The organism is Pseudoalteromonas sp. 2CM28B (assembly GCF_023161935.1).
Genome location: NZ_JALNTH010000019.1, coordinates 18,552 through 36,268, shown reverse-complemented (window position 1 = coordinate 36,268; position 17,717 = coordinate 18,552). Strand labels below are relative to the sequence as shown.

Genomic DNA, 17,717 nt, shown 5'->3' with positions numbered 1-17,717 from the left:
TTATTCTCCGCTGTATTTATTGGCCAAGCCATCAACAAGTTGTTGATGAAGGCCATTAAAACCACCATTACTCATAATTAAAACATGTTGATTTGGCTCAATACTTTCAAGCACTGTTTCGATAATGGCGATTGTAGAATCAAAACACTGCATACCGGCTTTTTCTGCTTGCTCCTTGAGCGACCAGCTTAAGTTTTCTGGTTCAAACAGTAGCACCTCATCCGCATCGCGTAATGAGTCTAGCAATGTAAATTGATGAACTCCCATTTTCATGGTGTTAGAACGCGGCTCTAAAATCGCAATAATTTTGTCATTGCCCACTTTGGCGCGCAGCCCCGCAAGCGTTGTTTGTATCGCGGTAGGATGATGGGCAAAATCATCATACACTTTAATGTTATTTATATCCGCTTTAAGCTCCATACGCCTTTTTGGGCTGATAAATTCGCCTAAAGCCGCAATACTGTGCTCAATAGCAATTCCTACATGGCGCGCTGCTGCAATGGCCATCATGGCATTTTTAACGTTATGCTCACCAATTGCCTGCCAGTTAACTACACCTTGCAGCTGAGTGTTTAATAACACATTAAATTGAGAACCATCCGCTTTAAGTAGCTGATAATCCCAATCATTGCCTAATGTTTCGCTCTCGCTCCACAGCCCTTTTGCTATAACATCGCTCAGAGCCTCATCATCTTTTGGCCACAATACTTTCCCGCTTTGCGGTAGTGTACGTATCAAATGGTGAAATTGTTTTTTAATCGCATTTAAATCTTCAAAAATATCAGCATGATCAAATTCTAAATTATTTAAAATCAGTGTACGCGGCAGGTAATGAACAAACTTACTGCGTTTATCAAAAAATGCAGTGTCGTATTCATCGGCTTCTATTACAAAAAATGGCGTTTCACCGACTCGAGCAGACAGGCCAAAATTTTGCACAATACCACCAATTAAAAACCCTGGCTTTAAGCCCGCATATTCTAATATCCATGCAAGCATACTTGCTGTGGTCGTTTTTCCATGAGTACCTGCTACAGCGAGTACCCAAGAGTCTTGTAATAAGTTATGTTTTAGCCACTCAGGTCCTGAAGTATAAGGCAGGCTCTTATCGAGTACATATTCAACACACGGGTTACCACGGCTCATAGCATTACCAATAACCACCATATCAGGCGTAGGCTCTAACTGTTTTATGTCGTAACCTTGGGTTAGCTCAATGCCTAACTGTTCAAGTTGAGTGCTCATCGGTGGGTAAACATTTTGATCTGAGCCTGTCACTTTATGACCAAGCGATTTAGCAATGGCCGCAATACCGCCCATAAAGGTGCCGCAAATGCCTAATATATGAATATGCATAACTTTTTAATCCTTTGGTACTTCGCACGTCTGTGAAGTTTAATGGCGTTATAATGCCAAATTTTAGGCTTGATGACTATGTGCGTCTCGTCAATTCATTGATGCTAAAACAGCGCTAAAAAATAAAAAAGCCCTCCTACCTAAGTAGGAGGGCTTGCTGGTAATAAGCTAAATTACAGCGTCAAAAATACAATTAAGCCAACACCAAGTAAAAGTCTGTAAATTACAAACGGCAGCATACCCATTCGTTCAATCACTTTTAAGAACATGAATATACAAGCGTACGCTGATAAAAATGAAAGGACGACACCTAAAATTAAAGTGTTCCAATCAACTACATGGTCGCCTAAAGCCAACTCTATTGTGTAGTAAAGACCCATCATAGAAATAATAGGGATTGCGAGTAAAAACGAAAAGCGCGCAGCGCTTTGTTTATTCATGCCCAGCAATAAGCCCGCTGTCATGGTAATGCCTGAGCGAGACGTTCCTGGGATCATAGCCACCGCTTGAGCAAAGCCAATAAGCAACGCTGTTTTCCAGTTAAGCTGGTAAATTGTTTTCATTTGCTTACCTTTGGCATCAGCGTACCAAAGTAATAAACCAAAAATAATAGTCGTAGCAGCTATAACCCAGGCACTGCGCAGGTACAGCTCAACAACATCTTTTAGTAATAAGCCTAATAACGCTGCAGGTACAGTGCCCAGTATAATCCACCAGCCTAGTTTGCTGTCATCTGTTGCACCTTGTTGGCCAAATGATTTAAACCACGCACTCAATATATCGACAACTTCTTTTCTAAAATAAATGACAACAGCGATTAAAGTGCCAACGTGCACTGCGACATCAAAGGCTAAACCTTGATCTTGCCAACCTAAGATTTGTGAAGGAAGAATTAAGTGGGCTGAACTTGAAATAGGTAAAAACTCTGTAAATCCTTGTATCAAGGCTAAAACAATTATTTCTATAATACTCATGGGTTAGTAAACTCCACCTTCCATAGTTTTTGTTGAGGGTTGTTATATGCATTCCATATTTGGGCAATCGTTTGTTTTGCTACCGGATGATAAAAATCAGGAGCTACCTCTGCTAAAGGCTGTAATACAAAGGCATTTTTGGTAATTTCGTTACGTGGTAGTTGAGCTGGGCTCTCGCAAATGACATCATCGTAAAAGAGTAAATCGAGATCCAAGGTGCGCGGGCTAAATTTTTTATCATTTGCTTTGCGACCATTATCGCGCTCTATTTGTTTTAATAACGCACACACATCTTCAAGCGCCATATCGGTAGTGGCAGCAAGTACGGAGTTGTAAAAGTTATTACCGGCAAAACCCACCGCTTCACTTTCAAATACCGAAGAATGTTGGGGATTTTTAAAGTGTTTATTTAACGCCACTAAAGCACGCCTGATATGCTCTGCTTTATTAATATTTGACCCTAAACTAATAAATATTTGCGCCATTTAAGCAATAGCCTTGTTACGCGTTATTTCTACACCGACGGTTTGCGCTTGTGCAACTGCAGCGGGCTTACTTACTTTTATTGTCACTTGCGGGGTATTAAATTCGGTTAAAATGATTTGCGCTAATTGCTCTACCAGTGTTTCTAAAAGCTCTACCGGTTTAGCCGTACTGTGTTCGATAACACGCTCACTTACCTTAGCGTAATCCAGTGCCAAGTTAATATCGTCGTTTTGCGCTGCGGGCTTGATGTCGCTTAGCATTTCAATATCAAAGTACAGGCTTTGTTTACTTTTCTTTTCAAAATCATACACCCCGATAATCGTTTCGACATGCAATTGTGATATAAATACCTTGTCCATTGATACTCCAAATGACTGTAACAAGTCACTGAGTTAATTACATATTGTATCAATCAAATTAATACTGTATATACTTTAATCAGTGTTTAAATATACTAAAATTACTTCTACAATAGAATAATTACAAAATTGCGAGTAATTTAAGAAGCCCGTAAATTTTGACGCCAATAATAGCTTAAAAGTAATGATTAAAAAATAAGGAAGCGCGTGTTAGTCATTTTAATGTTTGTTTTAGCCTATTTGCTCGGCTCGATTTCATCGGCCATTTTAGTGTCGCGGCTATTCAAACTCCCCGATCCACGCACGCATGGCTCCAATAATCCAGGGGCAACCAATGTTTACCGCTCAGGCGGGTCACTTCCTGCATGCTTAGTTTTAGTCTTCGATATTTTAAAGGGCACAATCCCTGTTTGGGGCGCTTATTTTTTAAAACTTGAGCCATTAGAGCTTGGTTTAATCGCCGTTGCAGCATGCTTAGGGCACATGTACCCGTTATTCTTTAGTTTTAAGGGCGGTAAGGCGGTTGCAACTGCATTTGGCTCGTTACTACCGATAGGGCTTTCTTTAGGAGGGTTATTGATTGGTACTTGGTTGCTGATTGTCGCAATTACTCGTTACTCATCACTTGCCGCGTTAGTGGCCGTTACGCTAGCCCCTTTATACACATGGTGGATAAAACCGTTATATACCTTACCGGTAACCTTTATTACGCTACTGATCATTATTAGGCATCGCACTAATATTGTGCGTTTATTTAAGGGGGAAGAACCAAAAGTAGGAACTAAACAAGCCCCTACAGATGATAAGAAGTAATAAATAACCTAAGTTCTGGTTAACTATATTGCTTCTAGGCTATCGATTGGCCAGCGCGGTTTAGTTTTCATATCAAGCGAAGCAAACTGCCCTGCTTTTAAACGCTGCATACCAGCATAAGCAATCATTGCACCATTGTCAGTACAAAACTCAGTACGAGGGTAATACACTTCGCCCTTCATACCTTGCATCACACGCTCTAGTTGCAAACGTAGTTGCGTATTAGCACTTACACCACCGGCTATTACTAAGCGCTTAATACCGGTTTGTTTTAATGCGCGCTTACACTTAATTACTAAAGTATCTATAACGGCTGTTTGAAATGCATGAGCAATATCTGCTTTAGTTTGCTCGTCACTGTCGTTTTCACGAATAGCAATTGAAGCGGCGGTTTTTAGGCCACTAAAGCTAAAATCCAAGCCAGGTTTGTCTGTCATCGGACGCGGAAAAACAAACCGCTTAGCAACACCCTGTTCAGCCATTTTAGCTAAACGAGGACCGCCAGGGTAATCAAGCCCAAGTAATTTAGCCGTTTTATCAAATGCTTCACCTGCAGCATCATCTACCGACTCACCCAATACTTCGTATTGACCAATACCAGCAACTTTTACCATCATGGTATGACCGCCAGAAACCAGTAAGGCAATAAATGGAAACTCGGGGACGTTTTCCTCAAGCATTGGCGCTAATAAATGCCCTTCCATATGGTGCACTGCAACCGCTGGGATATCCCAGCCATACGCTAAAGATCGACCAATTGAGGTACCTACTAACAAAGCCCCTACTAAACCTGGCCCTGCCGTGTAGGCAATACCGTCTAAATCTTCAGGTCCACAACCCGCTTGTGCAAATGCCGCATCAATAAGCGGCAATGTTTTACGTACATGATCGCGAGATGCAAGCTCAGGTACTACACCACCATAGTCTGCATGTACTTTTACTTGGCTATATAATTGATGGGCTAGCAGCCCTTTTTCGTCATCATAAATAGCAATACCAGTTTCATCGCATGATGATTCAATGCCTAAAATTCGCATTGTTGATTCTCCTGCCACCTAACAAGGTGTTTAAAACAAATAACTTAAAGTGCTAAACCAATGTTAGTTTGGCCATCAGCAAGGACATGCTTTTTCAATGCTTTTACATTTTCAGCAGTAATACGCCCCATTGCCTCTACAAAATCAATTAGTTCACCTAATACCTCTATTTCGTATTGCATTAGTGGGTGTTCACGCACTGCTTTATTATCAGCAACATCCCCTTCAACCGTCATTTGATACTCAATAAAGCGAGCCACAGTAGCCTGCGATATTTTACTCACATTAACAAACTCTTGCTCATCTTGTGCTAAAAGGCCATGCATTAAGCTCAATAATGAAGTTGCAGCGTCAATGGCAGGGTAAGTACCAAACATATCAAAATCAGCAAGTTCAGGTACATTAGGCTCTATTTTTTCAACTTGCTTTTCTAAGTCAATTTTACTTTTAGGAAAGAGTATTTTTTCCCAACATACATTTAAAGCATTGCGTAAAATAACCTCATCGCCAAAGCCGGTAGCCTCACTAAATAGCCCATAATTAGGCAACATACGCTCTATTAACGCACTGGCCAATACCGCTTTTTGTAGGTAATTTAATTCTCTAATACGCTGAAAATTATTCGCTTTTGTCATTCTTTAAAGTCCCACATGACCAACAAAAATCAAATGTTGATCCATTATGCTCATTACAGTTAGGGCACACCCAATCTGGAGCGGATTGTTTTACTTGCTGATAGTTTACCAATATTTCACGTGCATGGCGCTCTTTTATCGCATAAACCTGCACACTTACTTGTGTTTGCTCAAACGGGATCTCGCCAATAGCACCCTGCAGCATTTCACCTTTAATTTGACACTCAATTCCCGCATTAAGAATCAGTCCTTTTATTATATTGGCCTCTAAACTATTTTCTGCGTTATAAAGCGTAACCCAATCAAATGATGTTATATTTGAATCGCTATTATTAATATTTTGCAATATCCACCTCATTTACTTTATGTGTACAATTTGCCTGCGTAACCTAAAGCAAATAATATGATTTAAGGACACATTATGACGCTAACTACCCCAGGTTTACTTTTTCCAGCAATCTCGTTGTTGTTACTCGCCTATACAAACCGATTTTTAGTGCTAGCGCAACTAATACGAGAACTGAATGCCCGTGAAGGTGAGTCTATTCGTCCTGTTGTGGTGGCGCAAATAACCAACCTTAGAAAGCGAATAAAACTAATAAGGACCATGCAAGTATACGGAGTGGCTGCTTTTTTATTATGTACGCTATCTATGTTTGCATTATTTATAGAATTTAATACCACGGGTATTATTTTATTTGGGGTCAGTTTAAGCTGCTTGAGCTTATCTTTGCTTACTTCATTATTTGAAATTCATATTTCTTGTGATGCCATAGAAATTGAATTACAAAACATTGAAAATAAGCCTTTAAGTAACCGAGTTAGTAAAAACTTTATTGAGCCTAACCCTAAAAGCAAAAACAGCAATTAACCAATCGAGACTTTAGTAAAGTTGTTATAAAATTGCATAAACTTGGTCAATAATAAAACCCTACAGTTATTTAACATTACCCAAAGGTATAACAACTTTTAGCAACTATTCTCTTTAAATACGATGAAAAGAAAGTTAATCTAAGGAGGTGGTTAAAAACATTATTTCAACTGATCTGTAGGGATATAAAGTCAGTATTTAATCTGCAATTCCCCTAGCTTACCTATAAAAAAGGACTGTATAGTGAGATTTGAACAATTAGAACAGTTTGTAGCGCTTGGCCTACTTCGTCATTTTAGGCAAGCTGCAGAACAAACCCAAATTAGCACATCTGCGTTAACTCGTAGTATTCAAACTCTTGAAACAGAGCTTGGCTACGAACTTGTTACCCGCTCTACTCGCTCGGTTAAATTAACTCAAGCAGGCGAACTTTTCCTCGACTTTGCAAAAAATACCCTCAATGAGCTAGAGCAAATAAAGCATCGCGCTTTTCAGTCAATTAATGGCACTGAAGAGAAAAAGTTAGTTATTGGTTACACCACAACAACCAGCAGCATAGTACCAATTACCTGCGGTGAATTTTTAAGCCAATATCCTCACATTAAAATCGAAATGCAGCTACAAAATAAAACTGAGCTTCATAGAAAGTTACTTCAAGGTGAAATAGACATTAGTGTATGCTCGCAAATAGTCAATAGTATTGGTAGCGACATACAATTACCTGATCAGCTTATTTTATTTTGTTCAAAACAACATCCTTTAGCAAATAAAAGCGATATTAGTAAAAAAGAGCTCGAAAGCTATCCAATGTTCAGTTGTTTTTCACAGTCAAAACAAGTGCAATCAATGCTTAATGAAGTAATAGACTCGCTAAATAAAGCTTCAACGATTAAAGTAGGTAGTATTGCTCAGGTAATGGCTGGACTTGAAAAGTCAGATCATTTTGCCATTGCCGGTATTGAACACACCAGCTCTGTGGCAGAAAACCATAACTTAATCCAGCTTAAAACGAATAACGATATTAGCCATGAACAACTTGTGGTGCAAACAAGCCAGCAGATAGAGGCAGGTGAGCATGTTGACCACCTACTCTCGCTAATTAAGAAAGTTTCTAGAGCATAAAAAATGACTCCATGCGTTTTATAACAACTATAAATTAGTGGCATTAAAGTTTTTTTTCACTACACTAACGCTCCCTTATATTATGACTAGCGTTAATGAAAAACTTTACAGCTGCTGAAATTTACCTAGAGCACATTGAAACGCATGGCTATGCCATTATTGAAAACGCCATTGATAGTGACTTAATATCCGAGTTGATGGCTGATTGCTATAGAATAAATCCTCACTTTAGCCTTGCCGGTATTGGACGATTAAACAATTTACAAATTGATGACTCCGTTCGTAAAGATAAAACCTACTGGTTTGATGGCAGCTCAAATGCACAGCTTAGCTATCAACAAATAATGGAAGCTGTTCGCACTACCCTTAATCGTAACTTTTTCATGGGCTTGTTTGATTATGAGTGTCACTATGCAAAGTATACGCAGGGTGATTTTTACAAAAAACATGTAGATGCGTTCAAAGGTCGTTCAAATCGAGTTTTTACCACCGTATTGTACTTAAACTCTCCTAAGAAAGGCGGGGAGCTGGTTATTTACAAGCCTAAAAGTAAAGAAATAGAAGTGGTTATAAAACCCACGGCAGGCACTTTGGTATTATTTGAAAGCGAACGCTTTGTGCATGAAGTACTTCCGGCTTTTGATAACCGCTATTCGATTGCTGGTTGGTTCAGAAAAAATGCGTCAATTAGTGGTATTATCGACCCACCCCGTTAAGAAAAAACGGGGTAAGAAAATAATAAGCCTATAAATACAGTAAGTCCCACATAATGATTATTCAAAAACGCTTTAAAACAGGCATCTCGTTGACGTAAATGAATCAAACGCTGTTGATACAATAATAAAGCCGCAGCAACCGCTAACCCTAGCCAAAAGCTTGCTCCAACTTGGTTAATAAAGCCGATCAATGTCATTAATACTAAGAATATAATGTTAAGCAACCCAATAATATGGCGGTCATAACTGGCGAATAAAATAGCGGTTGATTTTACTCCTATTTTTAAATCATCATCTCTATCAACCATGGCGTACATAGTGTCGTAAGCCACCGTCCAGCAAATATTGGCAATAAATAGCAGCCATGCCTGCACAGGCAACGAGTTTGTTGATGCCATAAATGCCATAGGAATTGCCCAACCAAAAGCAGCCCCTAATACAACCTGTGGAAGTTGTGTGTAACGTTTCATAAAGGGATAACAAAACGCGAGCCCAAGCGCCCCAAACGATAACAAGATAGTATTGGTATTTAGCATTATTACTAAAATAAAAGCGATGCTAACCAGCAGCAAAAACAAACTAATTGCTTCCCCACTACTCACAGCCCCAGTTGCTAAAGGGCGCTGACAGGTTCGTTTTACTGAGCCATCTATTTTTCTGTCAGCAAAATCATTGATAACGCATCCTGCGCTGCGCATAACTATTACCCCAAGGGTAAACACAATGAAGTTTGTTAGGCTTGGTATCCCCTCATTTGCTATCCACAGCGCCCAATAAGTTGGCCAAAGTAATAATAAGGTGCCTATGGGCTTATCTATTCGCATTAACTGAACGTAATACGGTACATGGTTTACCGATAAAGGGGCTAGTTTCATGAGTATAAATAGGCTCCTGGTAAAAAAACTTCACAAACTAAAAATTTGTAGTCATGCAAAGAGAACACGCTTCGTCGCCCTAATAATATGTGTATGGGTAAATTAAGTTCGCTCACCAGTGATTGCAATGAGTGGTTATCATCAAAGCGAGCAATTTCAATATCAGTACGCTTTAACGCAGGGTCTTGAAATATAACATCACCCAACGGACGTTCACCCATATTATGCAGCTGATTATTTGTATTGTTGTTTGATATTGGCAACCAGCTTTGAGCATATACAACCGGTTTGTCATCACACAACAATAAAACTTCACGGTTAAGTACAGTGTTCACCTCATTACTTAATAAAGCTTGCTGAGGTTGCGAGAGGTTAACTTTTTGCTCACTCAACACTTTTACAGCAAAACGCTGAGACTGGCTTTTTAATTTAGCCGTTAAAGAATGCGGTTCAAATAACCACTCTTGCTCAGCGCTAGATAAGCCACTGACTTGAGCGGTACTCTGCCAATCAGCAGATAAAGAAAGAGGAAACGTAATCACAATAGCTCTACTTGATAAAAATCAGCAAGATCATAACATTGCTAAGAGATTTGAAAAAGCGCGATTTACTTACTACCAAGCACACCCTGTTATTATAAAAAGCTAATCAACATTTGACTCTCGCTATTGCCTATCCCAAACTTGAGTATAGAGGGCCTTTACATAGCTCAACAAATAACAGCATCTTGCTGTATCTTATTTATTAATAAGTATAAACTATTTGTAACCAGTTTACGGAAACGCTTTTGAAATGAAAAAAACAGTATTTACAGGCCTTTTTATTCTTTTAGTCAGCCTAACTAGCTTATCAGCACGTGCTGAGTCTACTGTGGGTTATTTTGGGTTTGAGCCAGACATTATTACTAATTACATTGGTCCATCGAGTAAAAAAATGGGTTACGTTCGCGTCACGGTAGATTTAATGCTAAATAAAACATCAGATATTGCAATCGTGGAACACCACACGCCGTTACTTCGTGATGCGTTAGTTGAGATATTATCTAAAGAGCATGAAAACAAAATAAAGTCTTTAACAGGACGCGAGCAAATACGCCTTAAAAGCGCAGAAAAACTAAAAAGCTTACTTAAGGAAGAAACAGGCCAAGAAATAATCCGAGACCTGTTATTTACTAAATATTTATATCATTAGGCACTTTTTGTTTTAAAAAGCTGAGCGGTATAGGCAAAAGCCATACCGCTAACGAGCCCACCTAAGTGTGCCCAATTAGCCATTCCAACAAATAATACATCTGCAAAACCAAGTACTAACCATACCAGCATAAATCCAACAATTGCGGTTGTAACCAGTGCAGGCTGTTTAGGGTTAAGGGTGCTGTAAATCCAACAAAAGCCTAACAACCCATATACAACACCGCTAAGCCCACCAAAGTTAGGACCGACCATTAAGTACTGTGCCCAATTACTTATTAAAGCGGTAACTAAAAAAAGTCCGATTAGACTCGATTTACCACATTGCTTTTCAATGTTATCACCCAGCGATACCCACCAGATTAAGTTAAACACAATATGCATAGCGCTAAAATGCACAATAGCAGGTGTTAACCAGGTAAGTGGTGACGCAGGATTGAACTGCAACGCCATATAAATAGGCTCAAACGCACCAAATAAAAAGGCAACATAAACAACGATACTGAGAATACTAATACCTTGATTAAGCCAGCTTAAGGCTTTAAAACGGGCAACTAAATTAAGCGACTGCCCTTGATACTTTAACGGTGACTGCGTAGTACCTACTTGCCATGATGCTTGTTGATAACGTTCATGATTAGGGTTTTTAGCAAATTCGTTCCATAAAGGCTGCACTGCATGAAAGTCTTCAGGTGCCACACTAATAACAAGCGTATGGCCATCCTCAGTACGAATTTGCCCTGAAAGCCCTTGGCTTTTTAGGTAATCTATAAAGCCCTGTGCAGCACGGGGGTTAGTTAGACTGCCTAGCTCTATCATCGTGCTACTTTATCCTTGTAAGCGGCTTCCCATGCAGTAAAACCACCATCCATGCTGTAAACATCTTCAAAGCCTTGCTCTACTAAGTAGCTGGCAGCACCTTGTGAACTCATGCCGTGATAACAAACAATAATAATCGGCTGGTCAAACTCTTTTTCCATCATAAATTGGGCGATATTTGCATTTGAAAGTGCTTCAGAACCTGGAATGTGCCCTGCCTGATACGAATTAGGATCGCGAATATCGGCAATCACTACATCCTCTTTGTCTAGTAGTTTGAGGGTTTGTGCGATTGATATATGTTTAAATGCCATAGTACTCTCTTATAATTACAAAAAAGGCGACAAATGCCGCCTTTAATTCTCTTAACAAGGGGATAATTAATCCCAGTTAAGAATTACTTTACCCGATTGGCCTGAAATCATCATATCAAAGCCAGCTTGGAAGTCATCAATTGAATACTGATGAGTAATAATTGGTTTTAAATCAAGTCCTGATTGAATCAAGCTGGCCATTTTGTACCAAGTTTCAAACATCTCACGACCGTAAATACCTTTGATCACTAAGCCTTTAAAAATTACTTGATTCCAATCGACCGCCATATCTGAAGGTGGAATACCTAACATGGCAATTTTGCCGCCATGATTCATGTTATTTAACATGGCATTAAATGCACTAGGAACACCTGACATCTCTAAGCCAATATCAAAGCCTTCGGTCATACCTAGATCTTTAGCTACATCTTCAAGCTTTTCATTTGCAACGTTTACAGCACGCGTTGCGCCCATTTTACGCGCTAAGTCTAGGCGGTATTCATTTACGTCGGTAATAACCACATGACGTGCACCTACATGTTTAGCTACAGCTGCAGCCATAATACCAATAGGGCCTGCACCGGTGATTAATACATCTTCACCCACTAAATCAAACGATAAAGCCGTGTGTACTGCATTACCAAACGGGTCAAAAATAGAGGCAAGTTCATCGCTAATGTTATCTGGAATTTTAAATGCATTAAATGCTGGGATCACTAAGTACTCAGCAAATGCACCTTCGCGATTAACACCCACACCGGTTGTATTACGGCATAAGTGAACGCGTCCAGCACGACAGTTACGACAATGACCACAGGTTATATGACCTTCACCCGAAACACGGTCGCCAACTTCAAAACCGCGAACTTCTTGGCCCATGTCAATTACTTCACCCACGTATTCGTGGCCAACCACCATAGGCGTAGGAATAGTGTTTTGTGCCCACTCATCCCACTTATAAATATGAACATCGGTACCACAAATGGCTGTTTTACGAATTTTAATTAACAGATCGTTATGACCCACTTCAGGCTTTGGCGCATCTGTCATCCAAATGCCCGGCTCTGCTTTTAACTTTGATAATGCTTTCATAATCCACACTCAATTAAAAAATCGCGACTTTAGCCGCGATTTAACAAGAAAATTAAATAACACCAATCTCTTTACCAATACGGGTAAAGGCTGCAATGGCTGTATCAAGCTGTTCCTTGCTATGCGCTGCAGAAATTTGGGTACGAATACGTGCCTGACCTTTTGGTACAACAGGGAATGAAAAGCCAGTTACATAAATCCCTTCGGCCAAAAGCTTATCAGCCATAAGTGACGCTACTTTGGCGTCTCCCAGCATCACAGGAATAATCGCATGATCTTTACCTGCACAAGTAAAGCCTGCCGCTTCCATCTGCTCGCGGAAGTATTTAGCGTTTGACCATAGCTTAGCGCGAAGCTCACCGCCATTTTCAAGCATTTCTAACACTTTGATTGACGCCGTTACGATTGAAGGCGCCAATGAATTTGAGAATAAGTATGGACGTGAACGCTGACGAAGCCACTCAACAATTTCTTTTTTACCTGAAGTGTAACCACCAGAAGCTCCACCAAGCGCTTTACCTAAGGTACCGGTAATAATATCGACACGGTCGAGTACATTACAGTACTCAGGTGTACCTTTACCATTTTCGCCAACAAAACCAACGGCATGTGAGTCATCAACCATAACAAGCGCGTCATATTTATCGGCTAAATCACACACGGCTTCTAAATTACAAATAACGCCATCCATTGAGAACACGCCATCAGTAGCAATTAGTTTAGTTTTAGCTCCAGCTTCATCGGCTGCAATTAATTGCTTTTCTAAATCTGCCATATCATTATTTGCATAACGGAAACGCTTTGCTTTACATAAACGTACACCATCAATAATAGAAGCATGATTTAATGAATCAGAAATAATCGCATCGTCTGCACCTAGAATAGTTTCAAACAAGCCCGTATTCGCATCAAAACATGATGAATACAAAATGGTGTCTTCAGTTTCTAAAAATTGACTGATTTTTTTCTCAAGCGTTTTATGAATATCTTGGGTACCACAAATAAAACGCACAGACGCAACACCAAAACCATGGTCATCTAAGCCTTGTTGGGCAGCTGCAATTAGCTCTGGGCTATTAGCTAAACCTAAGTAGTTGTTAGCACAAAAGTTAATAACCTTATCACCTGATGCCACTTCAATTTGAGCTTGCTGCTGTGAAGTGATAACACGTTCATTTTTGTACAAACCTTCCGCTTTAACGTCTTCGATTTGCTGTTGTAATTGGCTAAAAAAAGCAGATGCTCTCATCTGTGATCTCCATTTGGTTGAACGGGTTAAACAGCAGACACGTTGCTGCTATTTATAATGCGAGTATTGTAAAAGTTTAAGCGCCAAATTGCACTGTTTGTCATTCGTCGTAAATTAGCTAACTGGCAGGAAAAGCTGCCAGTTTACGGGCATGAGGTATGCACTAAATCAGACCAGCAAGCAGAACAGGAAGCTCCTTGATTGAATCACAAACATAGTCAGCAGACTTTACGGCTTGCTCATCAACTGTTTTCCCAGAACGTACCAATATTTTAGTCCGTATATTGGCGCTTATAGCAGCTTGCATATCACCTCGTTTGTCCCCCACCATCACACTAAGTGCAGGGTCAATATGATGATCTTTTATTCCTTGCAGTAACATTCCTGGCGCTGGCTTTCTGCAATCGCACTCTTTTAAATAATCTGGTAATGCATTTTTAGGATGATGAGGACAAAAATAAACATCAGTAATTTCAATTTGATGATGACTAAACTGCGCTTTCATCCATGTGCTAAGGGCAAAAAAATCAGCTTCTGAGTAATAACCTCGACCAATACCTGATTGGTTGGTTACAACAATTATTTTATAGCCCGCGTCATAAAATACTTTACACGTTGAAAACACACCCTCTATAAATTCAAACTCTTCGCTTTTAAATACATAGCCATGATCAACATTTACTACACCATCGCGGTCTAAAAAAAGCGCCTTATTTGTGTGTTTATCATTCATAATAACGACTCTTTTTTAACAACATGGTCAAACATTTCTTTTACTGCATCCATAGTTATTTGACTCATTAAATCATCGCCCTTAACCCGAGTGCCCCAAGGTAATTGCTCGGCGGTTTTACCAGTTTGCTTTAATAAGTTTTGGTGATAAACCTCAACCACGTAATCTTGGTATAAATAGGGCCCCGTTCGCGCTGGGTTTGAATGCGCATATAAGCCAATAACCGGTGTGCCCACGGTCACCGCCATATGAGCTGGGCCTGTGTCAGGTGCCAGTACTAAGTCTGCACGCTTAAGTACGCACAATAATTCTTTGAGTTTTGTTTTACCCACCAAGTTCAGAATGGGTGAATCAGAGTGTTTAATGATGTTATTTGCTAAATTAATTTCCAGCTCAGTAGGCCCACCGGTTAGCACCACTTTAAAACCTTGCGCATTAGCATAATCCGCAAGCGCAGCATAGCGTTCGGCTAACCAGTTACGCTGTGCTTTACTTGCTGCTGGCGAAATAACAAATAGCTTAGTTGATAAATAATCGTCACCTAACAGCTCATCAGCTTTAGCTTGATCTTTGTCGGTGTAGGGCATATTCCAAACAGGGACATAATCATCAACACCAATCGCTTGAGCAAAGCCTTTAAAACCCTCTAAAACATGCGCCTGAGATTGGGCTTTAATACGTTTATTAATAAATAAACTATGCAGTTCTTTTGAACGAGCCCAATCAAAACCAATTTTAACTTTGGCAGGAATACAGCGAGCGACAAAACCAGCTCTTAAAGCCACTTGCATGTTAAGCAGTACGTCAAAACACTGCCCTTTAAAGGTTTGCTTTAACTGTTTTAGTGCCGCCTTACCTTGTTTTTTATCAAATACAACAAGCTCAACGCCTGGTAAGTCAGCTAACAGCATCGCCTCGACCTTCCCTATCACCCAAGTGATCTTAGCATTTGGATGCGCTTTTTGAATTGCTTGTACCGCACTCACTGCATGGCATACATCACCAATAGCAGAAAGACGTAAAATACAAATTGATGTGTAAGTAGGCGCTGAAGTCACACGTTTCCTTGGGAGTAAAATAGTTAAACCCGATCTTAAATTATAATCGCGTCATTGCAAGTACTTATCCTTAGACTTAAAACACGTTAATATGTGCACATATTAAAGCGAATCCTATGAGCTATGTTTAATCAACACGTCAAAAATAACCATGTCATTTTGAGCCATCCTCAATATAGCACCGAAATAGAGTTAGATTGGTTTAACCCCGACTTCTGGCAGCAACAGCAAAAAATTGTTGGCGCTAAAAAGGGGCGTGCAACTGCTTGGTTTTTTAAACACGCAGATTTAACGGCTGTATTGCGCCATTATTGGCGTGGCGGCCTCATAGGCAAGCTACTTAGTGACCAATATTTATATTGGGGACTAGAGCATACGCGTGTTTATAAAGAATTTAGCTTAATGACGCAATTAATAGAGTTAGGTTTAAATGTACCAAAGCCCATTGCAGCTAAAGTGAGCCGACATGGTTTTATTTACCGAGGTGATATTATTACTGAAGCAGTAAGCGGCGCTAAAAGTGTATTAGATGTTCTGATTGAGCGCCCCATAAGTGATATTGAGATAAAAAAAGTAGCACAAACCATTGCCCAGTTTCATAATAAAGGGGTGTATCACGCTGATTTAAATATTAATAATATTTTATTTGATGACTCTGGCGACGTTTATATTATCGACTTTGACCGTGGCGAAATAAAAGTGCCCAATAAAAAATGGCAACAAAGCAACATGTCTCGCTTACAACGCTCCTTTTTAAAAGAGCAAAGCCGCAATAGCCACTTTCATTGGCAGCAAAACGACTGGCAAACATTACGCAATCAATACAACCAAAAGCTCGAATTCTAAAAAACTTGTTAAATCAAGCTCCTAAAAACTAAATTATTAATAACTAATGAGTCTTATTAAACAACATGTTTTTCAAACCTTGTGTAATAATGTCAAAACTGTGGATTGTTTCTAAAGTAGAATACTTATCAATAATATATTTATAACGAGACTCTGTAAGTAACGTTTGCACTTTTTCACTTATATCAACAATATCAAGCTGTGCCTGATAAGCCACTTCAGTGCGAGTACAACGGGTAAGACGCTCACCTTGATCTTTTGAAATAGCACACGCAATTGTGGGGGTTTGCAAGGCAATAGCTTGGAGTAAAGTATCACCCGCGCTTAATAATGCAACCTTGGCCTGACTTAGTAAGGCTAAAAATTCAGCTCCCCCTTGGCTTGGCAAACAAATTAACTCATCGCTTTTAGGTAACGATTTAGTGTAATTAGGACCAAATACCACTACACCTTTTAAGCCTGTTTGCTTAGCAATAATAAGCCCTGCTTGAAAATATAAATCTGCGCAATTCACGCCATTAACTGTATGCCCACCAGAGCCCGCGTTAACAATAAAGAATTCTTTCTCTTTCAAGTGATAACGGGTTAGTGCATCGGATTTTTGCTGTGCTGATGCAAACACTGTAAACGGCCCAACATTAGCAGGGTGAGCCAGGGGCAGCATGCTCAATTTTAGCTTTTCATACCACGAAAGAGGGTCAATACAGTAATCAGGCTGAACAACCCAATGAGTATCAATAAGGCCCGCTCTATTAAGCTTTAAACCTTTTGCTCGCTTTTTTGCATGCTGTGAAATAAAAACAACTTTAGCACCCACTTTTTTTGCCGCTTTCATTTGTTCGGCTCGTCCTGCGCAATCAAATAGCACCATATCTGGTTTGTATTGTTCAATGAACTGACATACATGCGTATTTTCTTTTGTTGCCGATTGATTTAACAATAAGGTAGGAAATGGGCAGTTTTTAGCATAAGCCGTGTGCTTATTTAAAATGAAATGAATATCTAACGAATTGCCATACTCCGAGGTAAGGGTATTAGCTAGCTGTAACGAGCGCATATATTCACCAATACCTTCGGGCGATGACACGGGAATAAATAAAAGTCGTTTGTTGCTCATTACTATCTCTTTTTTTTCTTTGCAACGAGTATATCAACGAGATCATTTTTCCGAT

22 protein-coding genes are annotated in these 17,717 nt (G+C 39.7%); 6 read left to right on the top strand and 16 right to left on the bottom strand.

Going from position 1 to position 17,717, the window contains the following annotated elements; all coding sequences use genetic code 11:
* The 4 genes from mpl to folB form a co-directional block, all read right to left on the bottom strand.
* Window positions 1-1,356 (bottom strand): UDP-N-acetylmuramate:L-alanyl-gamma-D-glutamyl-meso-diaminopimelate ligase, encoded by a 1,356-nt coding sequence (gene mpl, locus MTN96_RS21490; protein WP_248532713.1) that lies wholly within the window; start codon window positions 1,354-1,356, stop codon window positions 1-3.
* 173 nt (window positions 1,357-1,529) lie between these two features.
* Window positions 1,530-2,330, bottom strand: coding sequence for an undecaprenyl-diphosphate phosphatase (locus MTN96_RS21485; protein ID WP_138626534.1), 801 nt, complete (start codon window positions 2,328-2,330; stop codon window positions 1,530-1,532).
* Window positions 2,327-2,815: a 2-amino-4-hydroxy-6-hydroxymethyldihydropteridine diphosphokinase gene (gene folK / locus MTN96_RS21480; protein ID WP_138626533.1), complete on the bottom strand. Its 489-nt coding sequence runs from the start codon at window positions 2,813-2,815 to the stop codon at window positions 2,327-2,329. Before folK ends, MTN96_RS21485 begins: the two co-directional genes overlap by 4 nt.
* Window positions 2,816-3,175 (bottom strand): dihydroneopterin aldolase, encoded by a 360-nt coding sequence (gene folB / locus MTN96_RS21475; RefSeq protein ID WP_036979785.1) that lies wholly within the window; start codon window positions 3,173-3,175, stop codon window positions 2,816-2,818.
* 207 nt (window positions 3,176-3,382) lie between these two features.
* Between folB and plsY the strand changes: the two genes are divergently transcribed.
* Window positions 3,383-3,988: a glycerol-3-phosphate 1-O-acyltransferase PlsY gene (gene plsY / locus MTN96_RS21470; RefSeq protein WP_069438532.1), complete on the top strand. Its 606-nt coding sequence runs from the start codon at window positions 3,383-3,385 to the stop codon at window positions 3,986-3,988.
* A 23-nt stretch (window positions 3,989-4,011) separates the two neighbouring features.
* On the opposite strand, the gene tsaD is transcribed toward plsY, so the two are convergent.
* Genes tsaD through MTN96_RS21455 form a run of 3 tightly spaced genes read right to left on the bottom strand, consistent with a single transcriptional unit; the run spans window position 4,012 to window position 6,018 of the window.
* Entirely contained in the window at window positions 4,012-5,025 is a 1,014-nt protein-coding gene (gene tsaD, locus MTN96_RS21465; RefSeq protein WP_036979790.1) for a tRNA (adenosine(37)-N6)-threonylcarbamoyltransferase complex transferase subunit TsaD, read from the bottom strand.
* A gap of 44 nt (window positions 5,026-5,069) precedes the next feature.
* The gene (locus MTN96_RS21460; RefSeq protein WP_036979791.1) at window positions 5,070-5,660 is read right to left on the bottom strand and encodes a YjaG family protein; all 591 of its coding nucleotides are present in this window, start codon (window positions 5,658-5,660) and stop codon (window positions 5,070-5,072) included.
* On the bottom strand, window positions 5,644-6,018 hold the full coding sequence (locus MTN96_RS21455) for a DUF2007 domain-containing protein (protein WP_374275697.1): 375 nt from the start codon (window positions 6,016-6,018) through the stop codon (window positions 5,644-5,646). Before MTN96_RS21455 ends, MTN96_RS21460 begins: the two co-directional genes overlap by 17 nt.
* A 63-nt stretch (window positions 6,019-6,081) precedes the next feature.
* On the opposite strand from MTN96_RS21455, the gene MTN96_RS21450 reads away from it, so the two are divergent.
* The 3 genes from MTN96_RS21450 (at window position 6,082) to MTN96_RS21440 (ending at window position 8,369) form a co-directional block, all read left to right on the top strand.
* The gene (locus tag MTN96_RS21450) at window positions 6,082-6,531 is read left to right on the top strand and encodes a DUF2721 domain-containing protein (protein ID WP_054201982.1); all 450 of its coding nucleotides are present in this window, start codon (window positions 6,082-6,084) and stop codon (window positions 6,529-6,531) included.
* Window positions 6,532-6,774: 243 nt separating this feature from the next.
* Window positions 6,775-7,653, top strand: coding sequence for a LysR family transcriptional regulator (locus MTN96_RS21445; protein ID WP_138626531.1), 879 nt, complete (start codon window positions 6,775-6,777; stop codon window positions 7,651-7,653).
* A 95-nt stretch (window positions 7,654-7,748) separates the two neighbouring features.
* Window positions 7,749-8,369, top strand: a complete 621-nt coding sequence (locus MTN96_RS21440; RefSeq protein WP_069438529.1) for a 2OG-Fe(II) oxygenase — start codon at window positions 7,749-7,751, stop codon at window positions 8,367-8,369.
* On the opposite strand, the gene ubiA is transcribed toward MTN96_RS21440, so the two are convergent.
* Window positions 8,366-9,244 (bottom strand): 4-hydroxybenzoate octaprenyltransferase, encoded by an 879-nt coding sequence (ubiA, locus tag MTN96_RS21435; RefSeq protein WP_138626530.1) that lies wholly within the window; start codon window positions 9,242-9,244, stop codon window positions 8,366-8,368. The two genes, MTN96_RS21440 and ubiA, sit on opposite strands and share 4 nt — an antisense overlap.
* Window positions 9,241-9,786 (bottom strand): chorismate lyase, encoded by a 546-nt coding sequence (locus MTN96_RS21430; RefSeq protein ID WP_036979802.1) that lies wholly within the window; start codon window positions 9,784-9,786, stop codon window positions 9,241-9,243. Before MTN96_RS21430 ends, ubiA begins: the two co-directional genes overlap by 4 nt.
* A 250-nt stretch (window positions 9,787-10,036) precedes the next feature.
* On the opposite strand from MTN96_RS21430, the gene MTN96_RS21425 reads away from it, so the two are divergent.
* Window positions 10,037-10,435 (top strand): flagellar basal body-associated protein FliL, encoded by a 399-nt coding sequence (locus tag MTN96_RS21425; RefSeq protein WP_138626529.1) that lies wholly within the window; start codon window positions 10,037-10,039, stop codon window positions 10,433-10,435.
* Here the strand turns inward: MTN96_RS21425 and glpG are convergent.
* From glpG to MTN96_RS21395, 6 genes are all read right to left on the bottom strand, one after another.
* Window positions 10,432-11,253, bottom strand: a complete 822-nt coding sequence (gene glpG, locus MTN96_RS21420) for a rhomboid family intramembrane serine protease GlpG (protein ID WP_138626528.1) — start codon at window positions 11,251-11,253, stop codon at window positions 10,432-10,434. The genes MTN96_RS21425 and glpG overlap by 4 nt on opposite strands.
* Window positions 11,250-11,567: a thiosulfate sulfurtransferase GlpE gene (gene glpE, locus MTN96_RS21415; protein ID WP_138626527.1), complete on the bottom strand. Its 318-nt coding sequence runs from the start codon at window positions 11,565-11,567 to the stop codon at window positions 11,250-11,252. The genes glpG and glpE overlap by 4 nt, the downstream gene beginning before the upstream one ends.
* Window positions 11,568-11,633: 66 nt before the next feature.
* Complete coding sequence (gene tdh / locus MTN96_RS21410) at window positions 11,634-12,659, bottom strand: L-threonine 3-dehydrogenase (RefSeq protein ID WP_013464286.1); 1,026 nt, start codon at window positions 12,657-12,659, stop codon at window positions 11,634-11,636.
* 52 nt (window positions 12,660-12,711) lie between these two features.
* The gene (locus tag MTN96_RS21405; protein WP_036979809.1) at window positions 12,712-13,908 is read right to left on the bottom strand and encodes a glycine C-acetyltransferase; all 1,197 of its coding nucleotides are present in this window, start codon (window positions 13,906-13,908) and stop codon (window positions 12,712-12,714) included.
* A 163-nt stretch (window positions 13,909-14,071) separates the two neighbouring features.
* Window positions 14,072-14,641, bottom strand: a complete 570-nt coding sequence (gene gmhB / locus MTN96_RS21400; protein ID WP_248532712.1) for a D-glycero-beta-D-manno-heptose 1,7-bisphosphate 7-phosphatase — start codon at window positions 14,639-14,641, stop codon at window positions 14,072-14,074.
* A complete protein-coding gene (locus MTN96_RS21395; protein WP_248532711.1) occupies window positions 14,638-15,699 on the bottom strand; it encodes a glycosyltransferase family 9 protein in 1,062 nt (353 codons plus the stop codon). Before MTN96_RS21395 ends, gmhB begins: the two co-directional genes overlap by 4 nt.
* A 123-nt stretch (window positions 15,700-15,822) precedes the next feature.
* On the opposite strand from MTN96_RS21395, the gene MTN96_RS21390 reads away from it, so the two are divergent.
* Window positions 15,823-16,545: a 3-deoxy-D-manno-octulosonic acid kinase gene (locus tag MTN96_RS21390; RefSeq protein WP_248532710.1), complete on the top strand. Its 723-nt coding sequence runs from the start codon at window positions 15,823-15,825 to the stop codon at window positions 16,543-16,545.
* Between the two features lie 43 nt (window positions 16,546-16,588).
* Here MTN96_RS21390 and MTN96_RS21385 read toward each other — a convergent pair whose 3' ends face one another.
* A complete protein-coding gene (locus MTN96_RS21385; RefSeq protein ID WP_248532709.1) occupies window positions 16,589-17,662 on the bottom strand; it encodes a glycosyltransferase family 1 protein in 1,074 nt (357 codons plus the stop codon).
* Window positions 17,663-17,717: the final 55 nt, after the last annotated feature.